Below are 18591 nucleotides of genomic sequence, written 5' to 3' on the forward strand. Positions count from 1 at the left end.
TTGACAACATACCAACTAGTCGGTATTGTCAATTCCAGGATCGAAACCACCGGAGTCCCGCGATGACCATCGTCATTACCGCATTCGAACGCTCGCCCGATGGCGGCAAGGGACTGGCACGCGACACGCGTGTCCGCTGGGCGTTGGAAGAGGCGGGCCAGCCCTACGAAGTTCGCCTGGTGTCATTCGCTGCGATGAAGGAGCCTGCGCATCTGCGCCTGCATCCCTTCGGCCAGATTCCCACCTATGAGGAAGGCGACCTTGCCCTGTTCGAGACGGGTTCGATCGTGTTCCATATCGCCGAACAGCATCCCGGACTGTTTCCGGCCGACGCTGATGCGCGGGCACGGGCGATCACCTGGATGTTTGCCGCACTCAACACGGTCGAGCCACCGATCCTCGAACTCGCGATCGCGAAATTCGGGGAGGGCGACAAGCCCTGGACACAGGAACGTATGCCGCTGGTGGTGGAGCGCATTCGCAATCGGCTCAAGCAGTTGTCCGCTCGCCTGGGCGATGCCGGATGGCTCGACGGTGAATTCAGTGCCGGTGATCTGATGATGGTGTCGGTGCTGCTGCGGGTGAAACCATCGGGCATCCTCGCCGAATTTCCGAGCCTTGCCGCCTATGTCGCGCGCGGCGAAGCGCGACCCGCCTACCAACGCGCATTCGCTGCGCAATTGGCCATCAATGCCGGAGAACCCAAATGAGAAAGTTGAAAATCATTGAGCACATTTCGCTGGACGGCGTGATCCAGCACTCCGATGATGGTGACGGTTTCCCGTACAGCGACTGGACCGCGCCCTATCGCTCGCCCGCTGGCCGCGATGCAGTGCTCGCCGCGCATGGCGAGCATTTCGATCTGCTGCTTGGCCGCCGCACCTATGACAGCTGGTCGGGTTTCTGGCCGAAGGCGCCGAGCAGTCCGATGGCGGACCGCCTCAATGCAGCGACAAAATTCATCGCGACCCACCATCCGGAAAGTCTGGAGTGGGGACCGTCGCAGGGGCTCGGGCCCGACATCGCCGCCGACATTCGTCGTCTCAAATCGCAGGACGGCCCGGATCTTGTCCTCTCGGGTAGTTCCACGCTGACATCGACGCTGCTCGAACAGGGGCTGGTGGATGAAGTCCTGCTGATCGTCTATCCGGTGCTGTTGGGCACGGGCAAGCGCTTCTTTGCGGAAGGAACCCCGGCCCGCGCATTCGAACTCATCAGCAGCGAAGCCATGGCGACCGGCAACATGCTCAACACCTACAAGGTCGCCGGACCTGTGCAGGCCGGTTGATCGCCATGACTGCCGCATCCACCGCCACCGTTCCTGCCCGCCAGCGCCTGCTCGGTGCTGCGCTGCACGAGTTCCGCACGCGCGGATATGCGGCGACGACGGTCGACGATCTGTGCCGCGCCGCCGGCGTCAGCAAGGGCGCGTTCTTCCACCACTTCGCCAGCAAGGAAGCATTGGCGCTGGCGGCGGTGGAACACTGGAACGCCTTCACTGGCGAACTGTTCGCGCAGGCGGCGTATCACGTGTTGCCCGATCCGCGCGATCGCGTGCTGGCCTATGTCGATCTGCGCGGCGAATTGCTGCGCGGCGAATTGGCCGAATACACCTGCCTGCTCGGCACGCTGGTGCAGGAAACCTACGACAGCCATCCCGCGCTGCGGGACGCCTGCCGCGCCGGCATCGAAGGCCATGCCGACACGCTGGTGCGCGATATCGCCGCGGCGAAGAAGAAATACGCGCCGAAGGCGACGTGGACACCGGAGAGCGTCGCGCTGTTCACCCAGGCGGCATTGCAGGGCGGCTTCATTCTCGCCAAGGCGCAGGACGATCTTGCCGTCGCCGCCGATGCCGTCGCGCATCTGCATCGCTATATCGAATTGTTGTTGCCCGTTCCAACCACATCACGGAGAACCGCAAAATGAAGAACGAATCCCTGCAACTGGTCGCCTATCTCAACTTCGATGGCAACGCGCGCGAAGCGATGGACTTCTACGCCAAGGCATTGGGTGGAGAAGTCACCCAACGCTTCACCTATGGCGAATCACCGATGGCCGGGGAGTGCGGTCCGGACTCCGCCGACAAAGTGATGCATTCACAGGTCGAAGCCGGCAACGCCATCCTGATGGGCGCCGATGGCCCGGCGCCGCACGCGGCGGGCAGCACCTGCATCAACATCATGGTCGCGACCCCGGAAGAAGCCGAGCGCATCTTCGCCACGCTGTCGGAAGGCGGCAATGTGCAGATGCCGATTGCGGAAACGTTCTGGGCCCATCGCTTCGCCGGCTTCACCGACAAGTTCGGCAAGGGCTGGCTGGTGAACTGCCCCAAGCCGATGCCCTGATCCCACTCTTGAGGAGCAATGACATGACAACACCCGCAAAAAACACCATCTGTCTCTGGTACGACGGCGACGCCGAAGAAGCTGCGAAGTTCTATGCCGCGACTTTCCCCGACTCATCCGTCGGCGCGGTCCATCGCGCGCCTGGCGATTACCCGGCGGGCAAGCAGGGCGACGCGCTCATGGTGGACTTCACCGTGATGGGCATCCCGTGCCTCGGGCTCAACGGCGGTCCGGGCGTCAAGCACGGCTACGCATTTTCCTTCCAGGTCGCCACCGTCGACCAGGCGGAAACGGATCGTTACTGGAACGCGATCGTCGGCAACGGCGGCCAGGAAAGCGAGTGCGGCTGGTGCCAGGACAAATGGGGTTTGTCATGGCAGATCTCGCCGATTGCGCTGACGCAGGCGGTGACCAGCGCCGATGCGGCGGTGGCCAAGCGCGCGTTCGACGCCATGATGACGATGAAGAAAATCGATATTGCCGCGATCGAAGCGGCGGTCCGCGGTTGAAACAGGAGAAGCCCATGTCCACTGGAACCGTTACCTTGCATCGCGTCCTGCGCGCGCCCGCCAACCGCATCTACAAGGCCTTCATCGATCCCGATGCGATGGCCAAATGGCTGCCACCACACGGTTTCACCGGCAAAGTGCATGAAATGGATGCACGCGTCGGTGGTCGTTACAAGATGAGTTTCACCAACTTCTCCACTGGCAGCAGCCACGCGTTCGGCGGCGAATACCAGGAGATGGTGCCGGGCGAGAAGATCGTCTACACCGATGCCTTCGATGATCCGAATCTTCCCGGCGAAATGCGCACCACCGTCGTGCTGAAGCCGGTGATGTGCGGCACTGATGTTTCGATCGAGCAGCGCGGCATCCCGGCGATGATCCCGACCGAGATGTGCTATCTCGGCTGGCAGGAATCGTTGACCTTGCTCGCGCAACTGGTGGAAGCGGAGATTCCCGACGGCCCGTGATCCGTCGCCGTGCGATCAGTCGGCGGCGGCCAACTGATCCTGGATGTCTTCCAGCGACACGCCGCGCGTTTCGATGCCGTTGCGCCACAGCATCACCGCGGACACCAGCAGGATCACCGCGATCGCCGTGGCGGAAATCGCCAGATGCTGGAACAGTCCCAGCACGCCGAGGCCGGCACCAAGCACGCCACCGGCCTTGGTGCTGGCGGCGATCACGCCGGAGCCGGTGCCGCGCAACTGCACCGGATAGATTTCCGCCGCATAGGGAATCAGCATCGCCACCACGCCGCTGATGCTCACCAGCAACAACGCGACGGCAGTGATCGTGAAGCCCGGCGACGCGATGTGGAACAGGCCGAGCGCAGCGAACACCAGCAGCGACATCGCGCTCAGCACGATGAACAGCACCAGCGATCGCACGCTGCTCCAGTGGTGATACAGCCAGACCACCACGGCGATGCCGGGCAGGGCCAGGATCGCGCCCTTCGCCAGCAATGCGCTTGCGGCCTTGGGATCGACGCCGAGTTGCGTCAGGTTCACCGGCAGCCACAGCAGGAAGCCGAAGTTGGCCAGCCCCCAGGCAATGCCGCACACGATCAAGCCCCAGCTGATGCTGGCGTGGCGACCGCGCAACAGCGCGCGCAGGCCGGCGACCGCATGCGGGTTGTCGATGTCGGGCGCACCGGGATGCGCGCTGTCATCGCTTTCCACCGCGGCGGCGGTGCCGGCGAAACGTTGCAACACCGCGCGCGCTTGCGACTCCAGTCCGGCATCGGAGAGGAAGCGCGGCGATTCCGGAATCCAGCGATTGAGGAAGATGATCAACGCGCCGGTCGGCAAGCCCAGCAGCCACAGCACGCGCCAACTGAACATCGGTTCCAGCACTGCGGCGGCGCCGGCAGCGAGCAGATAGCCTGCGGACGTGCCGATGCCGCCGAGCGCGACCAGCAACCAGCCGCGATCCGCCGCAGGCACGGTTTCCGCCATCAGCGTGAACGCGACCGGCAACAAGCCGCCGGCGGATGCGCCCATCAGGAAGCACATCAGCAGGTTCCAGCTGAAATCCGGCATCGCCCCGCAGATCGCAGTGCCCATGAACATCAGCGCCGACAACAAAATCGCCGCGCGTCGTCCAAACAGATCGCCGATGCGTCCCCACACCACCGACCCGATCGTGGTTCCGGTCAGGGCGACCAGCGCCAGCCAGCTCGCGGTCGGTTTCGGGATTCCGTATTCGTGGCTCATGCCCGGCACGACGAAACCGAGCGTGGCCGGTTTCATCACGTCGACCGCCAGTGCCACCACCAGTACCGCGACCAGCGTCCAGTGCGCGCGATTGAGCGGCACGCCATCGGCGATATGGAAATGCAAATGGTTGCCGCGCCGGGTTTCGCGCATCTGCGCCAGACGCGGCATCAACCCGTAACCTGCCAGCGCAAGCCCGAGCGGAATCGCGGCCATGCCGGCCAGCATCCAGCCATCCATCGCCATGCCGACCATCTGCCAGTGCGTGTAGCGGCCCATCAGCAACATTGGTGCATGCGCGAACACGCCGGCGATCAGCAGCAGGCAGCCGAGCCAGAAAGCCAGCGGATGATGGAAGGTGATGCCGCCGGAATCGATCGCCGTGGCCGGGGCGGGGTTTCGTGCATTCATTGGCGGATTGTCGCAGAGTGCACGGTCATGCGCGTGCACCGATGTTCCATGCGACGACGTTATCGCCCCGTCGCCATCTGTTCCTCGATGGCGCTGAAGGCGGAATGCGCGCCACTCGCGGCGTTCTCCACGCCGGTGGCGAAATACGCCACGCCGGTACCGGATTTGGGATCGATCCACACGCCCGAGAGCAGGCCGTAGGCATTGCCGGAATGACCGACGTGGAGGCGGCCATCGCCGAACAGGTCGTCGCGGCAACGCTTGCCATCACCGCTGCCGAGCTGTTGCGTCGCGTAGCCGTAACTGCAGAAGAAACTGCCGCGTTGCGGCTCGTCCATCTCGCCGATATCGCCGTCATGGCCGTCGTAGCGCCAGTGCGAGGCCAGCATCATCCGCACCGATGTCGGCTTGAGGAAACGCGCCTTGCCGATGCGCCCTTCGTTCAACAGCAGTTGCCCGATCTTTGCCAAGTCCAGCACCGAAATGCGCAAGCCACCCTGCGGCGCGAACAGCGTGCCGTTGCGGCCGGCCACCCAATGCGAAAGATCACAGCTGCCATCGCGTTCCTTGATCACCACGCAGTCGGGCGTTTGTCCGTGCAAGTCGTCCTTCTCCGGTTTGCCATTGGCGTCGTACAGCACCACCGCGCGCGCGATCGTCGCGGCATCGCAACCCGACCAGTTGAAGCAGGCGTGCAGGCCCAGCGGTTTCAGCACCAGGTGTTGCATCAACACATCGAAGCGCTCACCGCTGGCGCGTTCCATCACGCTGGCGACGATCGGGAAATTGAGATTGGTGTAACGAAACCAGGTGCCCGGTGCGTGCGCGCTGTCCCACGCCTTGGGATTGCCGGCGAGATCGCGAATGTCCTCGTCCAGAGCGACGTTCCAGTAGCCGGCCTCGTCGGTCAGGCTGGAGGTATGCGACAGCAACATGCGCAGGGTGATCGGCGTGTCGGCGAATGCCGGGTTGCGCAATTTCCAGCCGAGTTGTTTCGACACGTCTTCGTCGAGATTCAATTTGCCTAGTTCGACCAGTCGCATCACCCCGAGCGTGGTGACGAGTTTGGAGATCGAAGCGATGCGCGCCGGGTCGTCGATGGTGATGCGGCGTTGCGCAGCGACATCGGCGAAACCGCGGGCATCCTGCGTCAGGATGTGGTCGCGATCGAAGGTGAAACGGACCTGCGCGACGGGGTCGGCGGCAAACGCGGTTCCGCAAGCGATCGTGGCGAGCAGGGCAGCCAGTGCCCGGTTCATTTGCGATCCTTCGCGCTCTGGTCGCGCGTCGTGCGGAATTCCGAATCCTGCGACCAGTTCGGCCACTCACGCGAATTGGCGAGTTGCCAGCCCAGCGCATACACCACCTGCAGGTCGCGCGCGGCACCGGTGATCGTCCACGACGCTTCCCACTGGTCGGCGGGCTGGTGGTAGCGATCGCGCGTGTAGTCCTCGCTCAGCTTGCGGCCAGCGGCCAGGCCGCCATCGATCATGTCGTCGCCGGATTCGAACGACACTGCAGGCACGCCGCGCTTGGCGAACGAGAAGTGATCGGAACGGAAGAAGCTGCCCGCTTCCGGCCGCGAATCGGGACTGTAGCTCAGGTTCCACTGTTTCGCGGTGGCGATCAGGTCATCGAGGAGATCGAGCTTCGCGCTGCCGGAGATGCTGAAGTCGCGACTCGGGCCGTACATGTTCATGCCATCGATGTTGATCACGCCGACGGTCTTGCCGAGCGGATACACCGGCTTGCTGGCGTAGTACTCGGAACCGAGCAGGCCTTTTTCCTCGGCGGTAACGAACAGGAATCCCAGCGAACGGTCGGGTGCCGGTTTCGCCTTGGCGAACGCGCGCGCCAGCGCCATCACGCCGGCGACGCCACTGGCGTTGTCCACCGCGCCGTTGTAGATGCGATCGCCTTTGGCGTCGGGCTGCCCGATGCCGAGGTGGTCCCAGTGCGCGCTGTACATCACCATTTCACCGGGGTGCTTGCGACCCGGAACCACGCCGATCACGTTCTGCGAGGTGATCACTTTCGAATCCACCGCGTACTTCGCCGAGAAGCGTTCGCCCTTGAGTTCCACCGGCTTGAAATCGCGCGTCTGCGCCTGTTTCTTCAGCGCGTTGAAATCGAGGCCTGCGCGCTTCAGCAAGTCCACCGCGACGTCGCGCTGGATCCAGCCTTCCAGCCGCGGATGGACCGCGGCCGGATGATCGCGCACCACGTCGAACATGGTGTTGGTATTGGAATTCTTCACCGTCGCCCAGCCGTACGATGCCGGCGCGGTTTCATGCACCACCAACACGCCGGCCGCACCCTGGCGCGCGCCTTCTTCGTACTTGTAGGTCCAGCGGCCGTAGTAGGTCATCGCCTTGCCACCGAAATCGCCCTGCCCGGTCTCGAAATCGGGATCGTTGACCAGCACCACCATGATCTTGCCGTGCAGGTCGACGCCCTTGTAATCGTCCCACCGGCGTTCCGGTGCTTTCACGCCGTAGCCGACGAACACCAGCGGTGCGTTGCGGATATCGACGGACTTGGCGCCGTCGAGTGCGGCACGGACCGCGATCTGTTCGCCCTGCGCTAATGCGATCGTCTTGCCGTCGGCAGCGACCGAGACATGCGGCGTACCTTCGATCGCCGCGCGCAGCAATGGCACCGGCTGTGTCCAGCCGCGTTTGCCGTTCTTCATCGTGCCACCAGGCTTCAGGCCGGCAGCCTGCAGTTGCGTGATCAGCCAGTTGACGGTTTTGGTTTCGCCGGCGGTGGCCGGGCCGCGGCCTTCGAATGCATCCGACGAGAGCACGCGGATGTCATTGGAAATCGACTTGGGATCGAAGGTCGGCGTGTCCTTCGGGCCGCCTGCGAACGCGGGGATGGCGGTGGCTGCGCACAGCGCAACCGTGAGCAGGGAACGGCGCATCGGGCATCACCGAGGGGAGGGCGTTCGATAGTAGCAACGCCCTGCATTCGCGGATGTTGCGTCGCGCCACCCGCGGCTCAAGCCACGCGAGTTTCCTCAGTGCTTTTCGGCACCGGCCTCACTGATGATGAAGCTGCCGAACGAGACGCCAAGCGCGACGCCCTTGCCCTTGCCGGACAGCGCGAGCGAGATCGGTCCCTTGGTCACCACCTGGGCCATCGCATTGTCGCCGGCGGCAGCGTTGGCTTCCGCGGTGGCGTATCCGCCGAGGACGTCACGGATGTTGTAGACGCTGGAGAACCTGCCCTGTCCGTCGCGGACGGTGGACTTGCCGACGGTCAGTCCGCCGCCCTTGGCTTCGATCTTCACCGGCAACGTGGTGCCGTCGCTGCAACGGACGATGCCATTGCCTTCGGAATGCTTGTAGAACACCGACCAGCTCTTCAGGTTGAAGCGCAAGTTGCAGTTGAGTTCGCCAGCGCTGGCGCTCTGCGCGAACAGTGCAGCCGCGCCCAGGGCGACGACGAAAATGGCTTTGCGCATGGGATCATCCTGTCTGGCGCACCCCGATGGTGCCCGCATACGGTAGACGAATGTGGCCGTAACCCGGCGTGAGCGGCGGATCCGCGCCGGGGTTGCTGTTCAGGTGCGGAAATACGCCTCGACGTTGCCCTTGATCTTCATCGTCATCGGTTGGCCACGACGATCCAGTGCGCGACCCATCGCGACCCGGATCCAGCCCTCGCTCACGCAATATTCTTCGACATTGGTGCGCTCGACGCCGTTGAAACGGATGCCGACGCCGCGTTCCAGCATGTCGGGATCATGGAACTTGCTGCGCGGATCGTTGCTGAGATGGTCGGGCGGGGCGTCGGTCATGGCGAATCTCGGCGAAGGAAAGTGCACAGGATACGGAGCCTGAAGGCCAGTTTCATCTTCCGGCGATGATTTCACGCAGCATCGCTCAGGGGTCGGCGACCATGCGGGCAGGCTTGGACACGAGGATTCCCATGTTCCGCAACACCAATGCCCGCGCCATGGCCTGTGCCATCGCACTCGGCGCTGTGCTGCCCCTGCGCGTCGTCGCGGCAGCACCCGCCGGCCCCATGGACGCCTCGACGATCAATGCCGCCACCACCGGCAGGGCCGCGGCCCTGCGCGCCCAGATCCTGCTGGAACGCGCGCACTTTTCTCCCGGCGAGATCGACGGCGCCGGCGGCACGAACACCCGCGAGGCCATCGCCGGGTTCCAGTTGGCGCAGGGAATCAACCCCGGCGGAGTGATGGATGACGCGACCTGGACGGCATTGCAGCAGCAAGGCGATGCGATCGTCCAGTACACGCTCACCGATACAGACGTGAAGGGCCCGTTCGTGCGCATTCCGTCGAGCATGGCCGCGCAGGCGCGCATGAAGGCGATGGGCTACGCCAGCGTGGCCGAGGCGCTTGGCGAAAAATTCCACTGCAGCCCGGCCTTGTTGAAGGCGCTGAATCCCGGCAAGGCGTTCACCGCCGGCACGGTGTTGAACGTGCCGAACGTGCAGAATCTTTCGGCGTTGCCGAAGGCGGCGCGCGTGATCGTCGACAAATCCGCGTCGCTGCTGTTGCTGGTCGATGGCGCGGGCAAGGTCTACGCGCAGTTCCCGGTCTCCAGTGGCAGCGAACATGATCCGCTGCCGATCGGCGAGTGGAAGATCACCGGCATCGCGCGCGATCCGGTGTTCCACTACAACCCGCAGCTGTTCTGGGATGCCAAGGCCAGCGACCGCAAGGCGACGATCCCGGCCGGCCCCAACAATCCTGTCGGCGTGGTGTGGATGGATCTCTCCAAGGAACACTACGGCATCCATGGCACGCCCGAACCGTCCCGCATCGGCAAGACCGAATCGCACGGCTGCATCCGCATGACCAACTGGTCGGCGCTGGAGGTGGCGGGTACAGTGGCCGCGGGAACGCCGGTGAAATTGCAGGAGTAACCATGGACACGAACATCGATCCCGATCGCAATCCCGACACGACCACGACCGCGAACACCGGCGAGGTCGGCATCTTCACCCGCCTGATCCGGGGCTTGTTGCTGATCGCCATCGGCGTGGTGATCGGTGGCATTTCCGTCTATCTGTGGATTGGCGCGCAGCCCTCATTGCGCGGCGGCATCGCCGATGTCGTCGCAGTGCCGGCTGCGGTCGATCCCGCCAATCCACCCGCGCAACCGACTGGATCGACGCCGCTTCCTGGCCCGCCAGTGGATGCGCCCGCCGGACAATTCGATTCCGCCGCAGCGACGACGAATGCGAACGAAGCGCCGGTGCTGGATGGCAGCCGGCTGATCATCCCGGTGCAGGGCATCCAGCCCGGACAATTGCAGGACACCTACAGTGACGCGCGTGGCAGCGGCCGCGTGCACGATGCCATCGACATCATGGCGCCGGCCGGCACGCCGGTGCTCGCCGCCGCCGATGGCAAGGTCGCCAAACTGTTCCAGAGCAAACTCGGCGGCACCACGTTGTACCAATACGACGACACCGGTGCGATCGTCTATTACTACGCGCATCTGCAAGCCTATGCGCCCGGCATCCACGAGGGCATGGCCGTGAAGCGGGGTGACGTGATCGGCCAGGTCGGCAGTACCGGCAATGCCAGCGCCGGCGCGCCGCATCTGCATTTCGCGATCATGGTGCTGGGGCCGGAAAAACAATGGTGGAAGGGCAGCGCCATCAATCCCTATCCATTGCTGGGTGGCGCGGCGAAGGGCACGACTGCACCGACACCCCAGCCCTGATCTCCGCGCTTCCGGCACACTAGTCATCTTTCTAGCGGATGCGCTGGTGTGAAGAACGATCCCGCCCTGCAGGCATTGTGGCTGCCGCTCGATAGCGGTCGCATCGCGCTGCCGAACGTCGACAAGCCCGCCAACCCCGGTTTGTTCCTCAACGCGCGTGCGCCGTTGCCGGCAAACGGGCGATCCTTGGCGTGCGTTCAACCGTTCCGCCCCGATTTCGACGCGCTGGTGCGCGCGGGCGCGGAGGCGCATGGCGATGACGACGGCATCGCAGCGGGATCACAACCGCTGGTGTTGTTGCTGGCATCGCGTGCCCGTGCATGGAATCGTGCCTTGCTGGCGCGCGCGGCCGTGTTGTGCGCGTCCGATGGACAGATCGTTGCGAGCGCGAGCAACGACGAAGGCGCGAAATCGCTGGAAGCGGATTTCATGCGACTGTTCGGCGGCGGCAACGTCTTGTCGAAGCACAAGTGTCGCGTCGTCTGGGCATCGCCGCGGTCGGTCGATCATGCGATCGCGGACGAATGGCTGCGTGCGGCCGAACCACGACGTCGCGATGACGGATTGTGGACGCAGGCCGGGGTGTTTTCCGCCGATGGCATCGATCCCGCCAGCGCCTTGCTGATGATGCATCTTCCCGCCAATCTTGCCGGAACCATCGCCGATTTCGGCGCCGGCAGCGGCGTGCTGTCGCGGCACGTGGCGCGCCATTGCCAGCAGGCGCGCAAGATCGATCTCTACGAAGCCGACCATCGCGCGCTGCAACTGGCGAAGCGCAACCTCGGGGATGCCAATGTCGACACGGCATATCACTGGCATGACATCGCCGCCGGCGTGAGCGAACGTTTCGATGCGGTGGTGATGAATCCGCCCTTCCATCTCACCGGCAAGCGCGGCATCCCAGAGCTCGGCCAGCGCTTCATCGACGTCGCCGCCGATGCCTTGCAGCGACGTGGCGCGTTGTGGATGGTGGCGAACGCGCATTTGCCCTATGAAGAGGTGTTGGCAAAGCGCTTTGCACGTGTCGATGCGGTGGCCACGCACGCCGGCTTCAAGGTGCTGCACGCCGCGGAGCCGCACCGATGAGCCGGGTCAAACTGTTGCGCTATCTCGCCAATCTCGGCTACGGCAGTCGTCGCGAGGTGTTGGGATTGTTCGCCGATGGTCATGTCGCCGATGCCGCCGGCGAAACCTTGTATGGCGATGACGTCCGCGCCCACGACGACATCCGCATCGATGGCGAAGCGCTCGATCCCGCACCCGGCCTGCTGTTGATGCTCAACAAGCCGACCGGCTACACCTGTTCGACCAAGGACAAGGGGCGCTTGATCTACGACCTGCTGCCGCGCCGCTTTCGCCATCGCGATCCGCTGGTGTCGCCGGTGGGACGGCTCGATCGCGACACTTCCGGCCTGTTGTTGATGACCGACGACGGCACGCTGCTGCACCGGATCATCGCGCCGAAATCGAAATTGCCGAAGATCTATCGCGCGCATCTGGCCAGCGACCTGCGTGGCGATGAAGGCGCGATCTTCGCCAGCGGCACGTTGATGCTGGAGGGCGAGCAGACGCTGCTGTTGCCTGCGGAACTCGAGGTATTGGGGCCGCGTGACGCGCGACTGACCTTGCACGAAGGCCGTTACCACCAGGTGCGGCGGATGTTCGTGGCGGTCGGCAATCACGTCGAGGCGCTGCATCGCGAGCGCATCGGCGGGCTGGAACTTGGTGGCTTGCCGGAAGGCGAGTGGCGCTTGCTGGGCGATGACGAGCGGGTGCGGTTGTTTGCCCAGTGACTGAGCGCGCTTACTCCGCCAGCAACTTCCGATATCCCTCCGCGCCCAGCGCCGTCACCGTCGCGATATTGCGTTCGATGATCGCATCGGGATCCGGGTAGGCCGCGACCGCGCGATCGATGCTGGCCTCGCGCAACAGATGCAACGTTGGCCACGGCGCGCGATTGGTCAGGTTCTCGGGGTCTTCGGGCGCAGTGCCGGCGAACTGGTAGTGCGGATGGAAACTCGCGACCTGCAACTCGCCATCCAGCTCCAGCGATTCAACCAGCGCATCGGCGCTCTCGAGGAAATCGTTGTAGTCGAGGAAATCTTCCAGCACCTGCGGATGCACCAGCAACGTCGTGTCGATGGTTTCCGCCGGGGTGTCGCGCAACAACAACAACTCCTCGCCCAGCTGTTCCAGCAATGCCGCTTCCGTGCTGGCATCGCTGACCACGATCCGCACCTGCTGTTTCACCCACACCGCTTTCGCGAACGGACACAGGTTCAACCCGATCACCGCGCGCTCGATCCAGCGACGGATGTCGGCTTCGACCGCGGCATCGTCGATGGCAGGCGTGCCGGTGTCGCTCATCGGATCAATCACGAAAGTTGTCGAACTGCAGCGGGCGTTCGAATTCCTGGCCGCGCAACAGTGCCATCGCCGCCTGCAAGTCGTCGCGCTTCTTGCCGGTCACTCGCAATTTCTCGCCGTTGATCTGCGCTTCCACCTTGAGCTTGCCGTCCTTGATCGCCGCCTGCAGCTTCTTCGCCAACTCGCGCTCGATGCCCTGCTTGACGGTGATCGTCTGGCGCGCGCCGGCGACATTGGTTTCGACGTCGCCCGGTTCCAGGCAACGCGGATCGATCTTCCGCGCCGTCAGCCGCGCCCGCAGGATGTCGCTCATCTGCTGCAACTGGAACTCGCTCGGCGCGGATAGCGCGATGGATTTGTCGTCGAGGGTGAACGTGGCCTCCACGCCCTTGAAGTCGAAGCGCGTCGACAACTCGCGATTGGCCTGGTCGACCGCGTTGGTGAGTTCGTGGACGTCCACTTCGGAAACGATGTCGAACGATGGCATGGAAGGCTCCGGAAAACCGATGCATACAGGTTACCAGCCCGACTGCCACTACCATCGCGGCATGCCCTTGTTGCTGGTGCCCTTGCTCATCCTCGGACTCGTCCTGCTGTGGGCGTTGCTGCTGCCGTTGTCGTTGTTGCAGCGCTATCGCCATGGCAAGTCGCGGCGACGGGTGATTCCATGGGTCGCCGGGGCGAATGCCTGGGCATTGCTGGTTTCGCTGGCCAGCTTCCTGATCGGTGCAGCGCTGGCGCAACGCTGGCTGGATGATGCCTTCGCGTCGGCGTGCATCGGGCTGGCGGTCGGGTTTGCCCTCGGTCTGCTCAATCTGTGGACGTCGCGACTGGAATGGCAGGGCCACCATCTCCATGTCCAGCCGCATGCGTTGATCGCATTGCTGCTGACGGTGCTGGTGGCAGGGCGTCTGGCGCTGGGGATGTGGCAGGCGTGGAAATATGGATTCACCCTGCATCCGGCCGTGATGGATGGCCCGTGGCTGCTGCGCCCCGACAGCCTGTTCGCATTTGGTGGCTTGCTGTTGGGCCACTACTTCGCGTGGAGTTGGGCGCTGCGGGCGCGGCTGCGGCATGGCCATCGGCGGCTATACCGTCAAATTTGACCCGGATCATATTTCCCACCGCCGACTTTCGTTTGTCCGGACGCGTGAAATATGGCCAAATGGGGGTTCCACTGCCCGGAGCACGCCATGGCCGATCTCAAGGAATCCCGCGTCCCCGATATCGGTGACTACCACGATATCCCCGTCATCGAATTGCTGGTGAAGGTGGGCGATACCGTCGCCAAGGACGAGGGTCTAGTGACGCTGGAGTCCGACAAGGCGACGATGGAAGTGCCTGCGGAGTTCGCGGGCGTCATCAAGGAATTGCGCGTCAAGCTCGGCGACAACGTCTCGCAAGGCGCCGTGGTCGCGGTGATCGAAGCGCAGGGTGCGGGTGAACCGCCGCGCGCCGAACCGGTCGCGGCGCCGCTGGTCGCCAATTCCGAAGTCGTCGGCACGGTGCAGCCGGTCGAGGTGTCAGCGACGCCCGACATGCTCACGCAGGAATCGATCGCCAGCAACGAGACCGCCGCGCCGCGTCCGCCGCAGACGGCGCATGCCTCGGGTGCCGGCTTGCCGCCGGTGCGTTTCGATGCCGATGCAGTGATGCCGGACAAGGTGCCCTACGCGAGTCCGGTGGTCCGCTTGTATGCGCGCGAGCTCGGTGTCGACCTGTTGCAGGTGAAGGGCAGCGGCGACAAGGGCCGCATCACCCGCGAGGACGTGCAGCAATTCGTGAAGTCGGCGCTGGCCGGCGGCGGCGCGACGCGACCTGCCGCGACCGGTGGTGGCGGCGGGCTCGATCTGCTGCCGTGGCCCAAGGTCGATTTCAGCAAGTTCGGCGAGATCGAAGCCAAGCCACTGTCGCGCATCCAGAAGATTTCCGGTGCCAACCTCGCGCGCAACTGGGCGATGATCCCGCACGTCACCCAGTTCGATCGCGCCGACATCAGCTCGCTCGAAGAGTTGCGCGTTGCCTTGAACAACGAGAACGCCAAGGCGATCGCCGCGGGCAAGGCCGGCAAGGTGACGATGCTCGCCTTCATGATCAAGGCCTGCGTTGCCGCACTGAAGAAGTACCCGACCTTCAACGCCTCGCTCGATGGCGACAACCTGGTGCTGAAGAAGTATTTCAACATCGGTTTCGCCGCCGACACGCCGAACGGTCTCGTCGTGCCGGTGTTGCGCGATGCCGATCGGAAGGGCGTGATGCAGATCGCGCAGGAGATGGGCGATCTCGCTGCGCTGGCGCGCGATGGCAAGCTCAAGCCCGACCAGATGCAGGGTGGCTGCTTCACCATCAGTTCGCTGGGCGGCATCGGCGGCACCGCGTTCACCCCGATCATCAATGCGCCGGAAGTGGCGATCCTCGGCGTCTCGAAGTCGGACATGCAGCCGGTGTGGGACGGCAAGGCCTTCCAGCCGCGGATGATGGTGCCGCTGTCGCTGAGCTACGACCACCGCGTGATCGATGGCGCGCTGGCGGCGCGTTTCACCAGCTACCTGGCGCAGGTGCTGGCCGACATGCGTCGCGCGATGCTGTGACCGTTTGACGGCCATGCCCGAGGCTCCGCCGCTGCGCGATCGACTGCACGACACCGGCGACCGCGTGCGCGAGGCGGCCGGCGACGCGGCGTCGCGCAGCTGGACCGACCTGCAACCGATCTTCGATTACCGACTCGTCCACGCCGGTGGTTTCGACATCACCGTCGGTGGCCTGGTCGGTGCGCTGCTGGCACTGCTGATCGGGCTCACCCTGTCGCGTTTCCTGCAACGCTGGCTCTACCGTTTCGGCGAGCAGCAACATGGCGTCAGCGAACGCGCCACCATCTATACGTTGTCGCGGGTCGTCCACTACGTCCTGCTGATCACCGCGTTTCTGGTCGCACTCAACATGCTCGGCATCCCGCTGGGCAAGTTCACCGTGTTCGCCGGCGCGTTGGGCGTCGGTCTCGGCTTCGGCCTGCAGGCGATCTTCAGCAACTTCATTTCCGGATTGATCCTGCTGTTCGACCGTTCGCTGAAAGTCGGCGATTTCGTCGAGCTCGACAAGGATGTGCGCGGCACCGTGCGCGCAGTCAACATCCGCGCCACCCGCGTCACCACCAACGACAACATCGACGTGCTGGTGCCCAATTCGGAATTCATCAACAAGCGCGTGGTGAACTGGACGCACGGATCGGTGAATCGGCGCATCCGCGTGCCGTTCTCGGTGAGCTATGGCGTCGACAAGGAACTGGTGAAGAAGGCCGCACTGGAAGCCGCCGCCAACGTGCCGTTTACCCTCGCCAACGAAGGGCCGCAGGCGCCGCAGGTGTGGCTGGTCGATTTCGGCGAGAGCGCGGTCCAGTTCGTGCTGGCGGTGTGGCTGACCGAAGACGCCGCGCGCCGCAACGCCGCGATCCGCGCCGCCTACCTGTGGGAACTCGATAGCGCGCTGAAGAAGCACGGCATCGAGCGCCCGTTCCCGCAGCGTGATCTCAACCTGCGCAGCCTGTTCGGCCTGCAAGGCACCGATGCCATCCGCGCGCTGCGCGGTGAAACCATCGCGCCAGTGGTCGATGGCGGCCCGGGCGACGACTTGCAGCCGGTCGAACGCGAAGCGCTGGCGCGCAACGATGCCCAGGCCGATGCCGAGCGCGGCATTCGCGAAGACCAGATGCGTGCCGTGCGCGAAAGCATGACGCGAACCACCCTCAGAAAACCAGGATCGAAGGAGAACCACGATGGCCGAGATTGAAGTGAAGGTGCCGGATATCGGTGGCCACGATGGCGTGCCGGTGATCGAATTGCTGGTGAAGCCCGGCGATACCGTGGCCAAGGACCAGGGGCTGGTCACGCTCGAATCCGACAAGGCGACGATGGAAGTGCCATCGTCTGTCGCCGGCGTGGTCAAGTCATTGAAGGTGAAATTGAACGATGCCGTCTCGACCGGCGATGTCATCGCCATCATCGAATCGCAAGCGGCCGCACCTGCACCAGCCGCGGTTGCGACGCCGGCTCCCGCGGCCGCTGCGCCACCGTCCGCTCCCGCTCCCGCACCTGTCGCTGCGGCAGCTCCCGCACCCACCGCCAATCATTCCTTCGATTGCGACGTGGTGGTGATCGGCGCCGGTCCCGGTGGTTACACCGCCGCCTTCCGCGCTGCCGATCTCGGCCTGAAAACGATGCTGGTCGAACGCTACGTCACGCTCGGTGGCGTCTGTCTCAACGTCGGCTGCATTCCGTCGAAGGCGCTGCTGCACGCCGCCGAAGTGATCGATGAAGCCGCGCACGCCAACGCCTATGGCGTCACGTTCGGCGCACCGAAGATCGACCTCGACAAGTTGCGTGGCTACAAGGATTCGGTGGTCGGCCAGCTCACCAAGGGCCTCGCCGGCATGGCGAAACAGCGCAAGGTGCAGGTGATGCAGGGCACGGCGAAGTTCGCATCGCCCGACACGCTGTCCATTGTCGATGCCGATGGCAAGACGCAGACGCTGTCGTTCGCACACGCCATCATCGCCGCCGGTTCGCAGGCGGTGAAGTTGCCGAGTTTCCCGTGGGACGACAAGCGCGTGATGGATTCCACCGACGCGCTCGATCTCGCCGACGTGCCGAAAACATTGCTGGTGGTCGGTGGCGGCATCATCGGCCTGGAAATGGCGACGGTGTATCGCGGTCTCGGCAGTGAAGTCACCGTTGTCGAATTCATGCCGCAACTGATTCCCGGCGCCGATCCCGATCTGGTCAAGCCGTTGGCAGCGCGCCTCAAGACGCAGGGCGTCAAGGTGCATCTGCAGACCAAGGTCACCGATGCCAAGGCCGGCAAGAAGGGCATCGAATGCAGCTTCGAAGGCGACAGCGTTCCCGAGACGAAGGTGTTCGATCGCGTGCTGGTCGCGGTGGGTCGCAGCGCCAATGGCGGCAAACTTGGCTGCGAGAAAGCCGGCGTCACCGTCGGCGAACGCGGATTGATTCCGGTCGATGCGCAGATGCGCACGAACGTGCCGAACATCTTCGCGATCGGCGATCTGGTCGGACAGCCGATGTTGGCGCACAAGGCCACGCATGAAGGCAAGCTCGCGGCGGAAGTGATCGCCGGCGAGAAAAAGGAATGGGTGGCGCGGGTGATCCCGAGCGTCGCCTACACCGATCCGGAAATCGCCTGGGTAGGCGTCAGCGAAACCGAGGCCAAGGCCAAGGGCTTGAAGATCGGCGTCGGCAAGTTCCCGTGGGCGGCTTCCGGTCGCGCGATCGGTCTCGGTCGCACCGAAGGCTTCACCAAACTCATTTTCGATGAAGCGACGCACCGCGTGATCGGCGGCGGGATTGTCGGCGTGCACGCCGGCGAACTGATCAGCGAAGTCGCGCTGGCGATCGAGATGGGCTGCGAGGTCGAGGACATCGGCCACACCATCCATCCGCATCCCACGCTGGGCGAATCGGTGGGCATGGCCGCCGAGGTCTATGACGGCACCATCACCGATCTCTACATTCCGAAGAAGAAGTAG

General features: G+C 64.3%; 21 protein-coding genes. 14 read left to right on the forward strand and 7 right to left on the reverse strand.

The genetic code is table 11. From position 1 onward, the window contains the following. Window positions 1-62 precede the first annotated feature (62 nt). The 6 genes from Lysil_RS03075 to Lysil_RS03100 are packed head-to-tail and all read left to right on the forward strand — an operon-like array spanning window position 63 to window position 3324. Entirely contained in the window at window positions 63-710 is a 648-nt protein-coding gene (locus Lysil_RS03075; protein ID WP_103074090.1) for a glutathione S-transferase family protein, read from the forward strand. After that, a complete protein-coding gene (locus tag Lysil_RS03080; RefSeq protein WP_103074091.1) occupies window positions 707-1288 on the forward strand; it encodes a dihydrofolate reductase family protein in 582 nt (193 codons plus the stop codon). Before Lysil_RS03075 ends, Lysil_RS03080 begins: the two co-directional genes overlap by 4 nt. A 5-nt stretch (window positions 1289-1293) precedes the next feature. Next, window positions 1294-1929 carry a TetR/AcrR family transcriptional regulator gene (locus Lysil_RS03085; protein WP_103074092.1) on the forward strand — a complete coding sequence of 212 codons (636 nt, stop codon included), beginning with the start codon at window positions 1294-1296 and terminating at the stop codon, window positions 1927-1929. Then, window positions 1926-2348 (forward strand): VOC family protein, encoded by a 423-nt coding sequence (locus tag Lysil_RS03090; RefSeq protein ID WP_240600050.1) that lies wholly within the window; start codon window positions 1926-1928, stop codon window positions 2346-2348. Before Lysil_RS03085 ends, Lysil_RS03090 begins: the two co-directional genes overlap by 4 nt. A 23-nt stretch (window positions 2349-2371) precedes the next feature. Continuing rightward, entirely contained in the window at window positions 2372-2857 is a 486-nt protein-coding gene (locus Lysil_RS03095; RefSeq protein WP_103074093.1) for a VOC family protein, read from the forward strand. A gap of 14 nt (window positions 2858-2871) precedes the next feature. After that, window positions 2872-3324, forward strand: a complete 453-nt coding sequence (locus Lysil_RS03100) for an SRPBCC family protein (protein ID WP_103074950.1) — start codon at window positions 2872-2874, stop codon at window positions 3322-3324. A 15-nt stretch (window positions 3325-3339) separates the two neighbouring features. Here the strand turns inward: Lysil_RS03100 and Lysil_RS03105 are convergent, their stop codons facing one another. The 5 genes from Lysil_RS03105 to Lysil_RS03125 form a co-directional block, all read right to left on the reverse strand. Continuing rightward, the gene (locus tag Lysil_RS03105) at window positions 3340-4980 is read right to left on the reverse strand and encodes an MFS transporter (RefSeq protein ID WP_240600052.1); all 1641 of its coding nucleotides are present in this window, start codon (window positions 4978-4980) and stop codon (window positions 3340-3342) included. 59 nt (window positions 4981-5039) lie between these two features. Continuing rightward, window positions 5040-6239, reverse strand: coding sequence for a serine hydrolase domain-containing protein (locus Lysil_RS03110; RefSeq protein ID WP_103074094.1), 1200 nt, complete (start codon window positions 6237-6239; stop codon window positions 5040-5042). Further along, window positions 6236-7903 carry a M28 family metallopeptidase gene (locus Lysil_RS03115; RefSeq protein ID WP_103074095.1) on the reverse strand — a complete coding sequence of 556 codons (1668 nt, stop codon included), beginning with the start codon at window positions 7901-7903 and terminating at the stop codon, window positions 6236-6238. Before Lysil_RS03115 ends, Lysil_RS03110 begins: the two co-directional genes overlap by 4 nt. A gap of 96 nt (window positions 7904-7999) precedes the next feature. Then, on the reverse strand, window positions 8000-8446 hold the full coding sequence (locus Lysil_RS03120; RefSeq protein WP_103074096.1) for a hypothetical protein: 447 nt from the start codon (window positions 8444-8446) through the stop codon (window positions 8000-8002). Between the two features lie 99 nt (window positions 8447-8545). Beyond that, window positions 8546-8782, reverse strand: a complete 237-nt coding sequence (locus Lysil_RS03125; RefSeq protein WP_103074097.1) for a DUF3297 family protein — start codon at window positions 8780-8782, stop codon at window positions 8546-8548. A gap of 158 nt (window positions 8783-8940) precedes the next feature. Between Lysil_RS03125 and Lysil_RS03130 the strand changes: the two genes are divergently transcribed. The 4 genes from Lysil_RS03130 to Lysil_RS03145 are packed head-to-tail and all read left to right on the forward strand — an operon-like array spanning window position 8941 to window position 12478. Beyond that, window positions 8941-9879 (forward strand): L,D-transpeptidase family protein, encoded by a 939-nt coding sequence (locus Lysil_RS03130; RefSeq protein WP_425477144.1) that lies wholly within the window; start codon window positions 8941-8943, stop codon window positions 9877-9879. 2 nt (window positions 9880-9881) lie between these two features. Next, complete coding sequence (locus Lysil_RS03135; RefSeq protein WP_103074099.1) at window positions 9882-10685, forward strand: M23 family metallopeptidase; 804 nt, start codon at window positions 9882-9884, stop codon at window positions 10683-10685. Window positions 10686-10733: 48 nt separating this feature from the next. Then, window positions 10734-11771: a class I SAM-dependent methyltransferase gene (locus Lysil_RS03140; RefSeq protein ID WP_103074100.1), complete on the forward strand. Its 1038-nt coding sequence runs from the start codon at window positions 10734-10736 to the stop codon at window positions 11769-11771. Continuing rightward, window positions 11768-12478, forward strand: a complete 711-nt coding sequence (locus Lysil_RS03145; protein WP_103074101.1) for a pseudouridine synthase — start codon at window positions 11768-11770, stop codon at window positions 12476-12478. The genes Lysil_RS03140 and Lysil_RS03145 overlap by 4 nt, the downstream gene beginning before the upstream one ends. Before the next feature lie 10 nt (window positions 12479-12488). On the opposite strand, the gene Lysil_RS03150 is transcribed toward Lysil_RS03145, so the two are convergent. Next, a complete protein-coding gene (locus tag Lysil_RS03150) occupies window positions 12489-13052 on the reverse strand; it encodes a DUF1415 domain-containing protein (RefSeq protein ID WP_103074952.1) in 564 nt (187 codons plus the stop codon). 4 nt (window positions 13053-13056) lie between these two features. Continuing rightward, entirely contained in the window at window positions 13057-13539 is a 483-nt protein-coding gene (locus Lysil_RS03155; protein WP_103074102.1) for a YajQ family cyclic di-GMP-binding protein, read from the reverse strand. A gap of 19 nt (window positions 13540-13558) precedes the next feature. Between Lysil_RS03155 and Lysil_RS03160 the strand changes: the two genes are divergently transcribed. The 4 genes from Lysil_RS03160 (at window position 13559) to lpdA (ending at window position 18591) form a co-directional block, all read left to right on the forward strand. Beyond that, a complete protein-coding gene (locus tag Lysil_RS03160; protein ID WP_129588342.1) occupies window positions 13559-14158 on the forward strand; it encodes a hypothetical protein in 600 nt (199 codons plus the stop codon). Between the two features lie 87 nt (window positions 14159-14245). After that, complete coding sequence (gene aceF / locus Lysil_RS03165) at window positions 14246-15643, forward strand: dihydrolipoyllysine-residue acetyltransferase (RefSeq protein ID WP_103074104.1); 1398 nt, start codon at window positions 14246-14248, stop codon at window positions 15641-15643. Window positions 15644-15656: 13 nt separating this feature from the next. Continuing rightward, complete coding sequence (locus tag Lysil_RS03170) at window positions 15657-16838, forward strand: mechanosensitive ion channel family protein (RefSeq protein WP_103074105.1); 1182 nt, start codon at window positions 15657-15659, stop codon at window positions 16836-16838. Continuing rightward, entirely contained in the window at window positions 16825-18591 is a 1767-nt protein-coding gene (gene lpdA / locus Lysil_RS03175) for a dihydrolipoyl dehydrogenase (RefSeq protein WP_103074106.1), read from the forward strand. Before Lysil_RS03170 ends, lpdA begins: the two co-directional genes overlap by 14 nt.

The organism is Solilutibacter silvestris, assembly GCF_002895945.1.
Classification (GTDB): Bacteria; Pseudomonadota; Gammaproteobacteria; order Xanthomonadales; family Xanthomonadaceae; genus Solilutibacter; species Solilutibacter silvestris.